Here is a 3,057-nt window from a genome sequence, read left to right as displayed (position 1 = left end):
CGAGCGAGCGCAGTCGGCCGAGCGCGGCGCGCAAGTCCGCGCCGACGGCGGCGGCCAGGTCGTCGCGGGTCGTGGGGGAGGGCAGCACGAGCAGCGCCTCGAACACGCTCAACGCGAACCGGTCGAGGCGGTCGAGGGCGCGGGACAGGGCCGAGGGCGCCGAGGCGCGGGAGGACAGCGCCGTGATGTCGGCGGGCACCGGAGTGATCAGCTCGGGACGGCACGCGAACAGCGCGCGCAACTCGTCGTCGTCGCGCGCCCGCAGCCAGTCCGCGTAGGTCTCCGTGCTCACCCCACAACGGTAATCCGGGTCCGGACCCACGCGCGCCGTAGCGCCCGTTTCCCGTCCGCCGTTCAGACGGTCTGGGCGGGCTGGCCGGCGAGGCCGAGGGCGAGGGTGGCCCAGCCGTCGATGAAGCGTTTCTCGTCGACGCGCTGGGGAGGTTCGTGCAGGGCGTCGCTCGCGAGCCAGTAGTTGACGATGGAACCGCCGAGAGCCAGGCCGATCGCGTCCCAGTCGGCCTGGACGCCGGCCATCTCCGGCTGGCCGGCCAGCCACTTGCCGATCATGTCGTAGAGCGGGTTGACGATGCCCTCCCTCATCTCGGTGATCAGGTTGGGGAACTTGTCCAGGTCGCGGAAGAGCACCCGGATCAGGTCGGCCTCCTCGCGCATCTTGGCCATGCCGAGGGTCGCGGCGAGCCGCAGCCGGTCGATCAGCGGCCGGTCGCGTACGTCGTCGGCGTGCTGGAAGGTCGCGGAGACCTGCTTGGAGGTGCGGGTGATGTGCTCGCGCACCGCGGCCGTGAGGACCTCTTCCTTGGACCGGAAGTGGCGGTAGAGACCACCGGCGCCCGGGGACAGGCCCGAGGCGGCCTCGACCTCGGCGACGGACGTCGCGGCGTAACCGCGTTCGGCGAACAGCCGGAGCGCCTCGGAAACGATCCGCTCGCGCGTGGATCTCTGCATTGTGTGCTCCTCCCCGAAAAGCGTAGGCCATGAAAGCGCTCACTGACATCGGGAGACGCGTGGCCTTCTGCCGAGCTCTGGTGACAAGCGGGCAGATGCGGTGAAATACACGAGGAGGTGGGTACATGTCCCGTCCCTCATACAGCCACGGAACCTCCGACCTTTCACTGCTGGGCCAGACCATCGGGGAGAATCTCCGGCGCGTCGCGTCCGTCCTTCCCCACCGCGATGCGCTCGTGGACGTGCCGAGCGGCCGCCGCTGGACGTACCAGGAGTTCGACGAGGAGGTCGCCCTCCTCGCCCGGGGCCTGATCGCCGCCGGGATCGACAAGGGCGACCGCGTCGGCATCTGGTCGCCGAACAACCCCGAGTGGGTGCTGCTGCAGTACGCCACCGCGGAGATCGGGGCAATCCTGGTCAACGTCAACCCGGCGTACCGCACCCACGAGCTGACCTATGCGCTCCGCCAGTCGGGCGTGAAGCTCCTGGTCAGCGCCGTCTCGTACAAGACGAGCGACTACCGGGGCATGGTCGAGGAGGTGCGCGCCGGCCTGCCCGACCTGGAGCGGGTGATCTACCTCGGCACCGAGGAGTGGGAGGCGTTGTCGATCGCGGGCGCCGCGCTGGACCCCGAGCGGCTCGACTCCCGGATGGCGGAGCTCTCGCCCGACGACCCGATCAACATCCAGTACACCTCGGGCACCACCGGTTTTCCCAAGGGCGCGACGCTGTCGCACCACAACATCCTCAACAACGGCTTCTTCATCGGGGAGCTGTGCCGTTACACGGAGATCGACCGGGTGTGCGTGCCGGTGCCCTTCTACCACTGCTTCGGCATGGTCCTCGGCAACCTGGCGATCACCACGCACGGCGCGTGCATCGTCATCCCGGCGCCGGTCTTCGACGCGAAGGCGACGCTGGAGGCGGTGCAGGCCGAGCGCTGCACCTCGCTCTACGGGGTGCCGACGATGTTCATCGCCGAGCTGGCGCTGCCGGAGTTCTCCTCCTACGACCTGACCTCGCTGCGCACCGGCATCATGGCGGGCTCGCCCTGCCCGGTGGAGGTCATGAGGCGCGTCGTCGCGGAGATGCACATGCGGGAGGTGACGATCTGCTACGGCATGACCGAGACGTCGCCGGTCTCCGCCCAGACCCGGTACGACGAGGAGCTGGACCGCCGCGTCTCCACCGTCGGCCGCGTGCACCCGCACATCGAGGTGAAGATCGTCGACCCGGCGACGGGCCTGACCGTGCCGCGCGGCACGCCGGGGGAGCTGTGCACCCGCGGGTACTCGGTGATGCTCGGCTACTGGGCGGACCCCGAAAGGACCGCCGAGGTCATCGACGCCGCCCGCTGGATGCACACCGGCGACCTCGCGACGATGGACGAGGCCGGCTACGTCAACATCGTCGGCCGGATCAAGGACATGGTGATCCGCGGCGGGGAGAACCTGTATCCGCGGGAGATCGAGGAATTCCTGTACGGCCACCCGGACATCGAGGACGTCCAGGTCATCGGCGTCCCGGACGTCAAGTACGGCGAGGAGCTGTGCGCCTGGGTGAAGAAACGGCCGGACTCGACGCTGACGGAGGAGGACGTGCGGGACTTCTGCCGGGGAAGGCTGGCCCACCAGAAGATCCCCCGGTACGTCCGGTTCGCCGACGGCTTCCCGATGACGGTCACCGGAAAGATCCAGAAGTTCAAGATGCGCGAGACGTCGATCGAAGAACTGGGTCTGATGGATTTGGAGGCGAGAAAGTTCGCCTGACCGGCCGAGCGGATCCGTGCCCCGCCGACGTACCGGCCGGGTCAGTGGGCGCGGCCGGCCGGCGGACCCGGTGGAGTAGTCGACGCGCCGCAACGGCACGTCGGCCCCGGGCTCGAGGTCGGCGGGACGCCGCGGGTCGTCGCGACCGCTGTGCTGGAGACCGGCGGGCCCGAGGGCCTCGGTGGCGAAGGCGTCGGCCGCGAGGGTCTCGGAGCCGCGGTGGGAACGGTGCTGGGGCAGGTCGCGCACCGGCTCGGGCGCGGGCGGCGCCTCGCCGGAGAGTTCGGCCAGGATCTCCGGAGCCACGACGGACATCGGA

2 protein-coding genes and 1 pseudogene are annotated in these 3,057 nt (G+C 69.8%); 1 reads left to right on the top strand and 2 read right to left on the bottom strand.

All coding sequences use genetic code 11. From position 1 onward, the window contains the following. Together ACFFNX_RS46425 and ACFFNX_RS46420 are read right to left on the bottom strand one after the other, a co-directional pair. A pseudogene (locus ACFFNX_RS46425) lies at positions 1-292 on the bottom strand (helicase-associated domain-containing protein); the annotation flags it as partial. A gap of 62 nt (positions 293-354) precedes the next feature. Next, a complete protein-coding gene (locus ACFFNX_RS46420) occupies positions 355-969 on the bottom strand; it encodes a TetR/AcrR family transcriptional regulator (RefSeq protein ID WP_378212748.1) in 615 nt (204 codons plus the stop codon). A 125-nt stretch (positions 970-1,094) separates the two neighbouring features. Here ACFFNX_RS46420 and ACFFNX_RS46415 point away from each other — a divergent pair, with 125 nt between their 5' ends. Continuing rightward, positions 1,095-2,738, top strand: a complete 1,644-nt coding sequence (locus ACFFNX_RS46415) for an AMP-binding protein (RefSeq protein WP_378212746.1) — start codon at positions 1,095-1,097, stop codon at positions 2,736-2,738. The last annotated feature ends 319 nt before the right edge of the window (positions 2,739-3,057 follow it).

The organism is Actinoallomurus acaciae, from assembly GCF_042429965.1.
GTDB classification, from domain to species: Bacteria; Actinomycetota; Actinomycetes; order Streptosporangiales; family Streptosporangiaceae; genus Actinoallomurus; species Actinoallomurus acaciae.
This window is presented reverse-complemented; position numbering and strand designations above follow the sequence as displayed.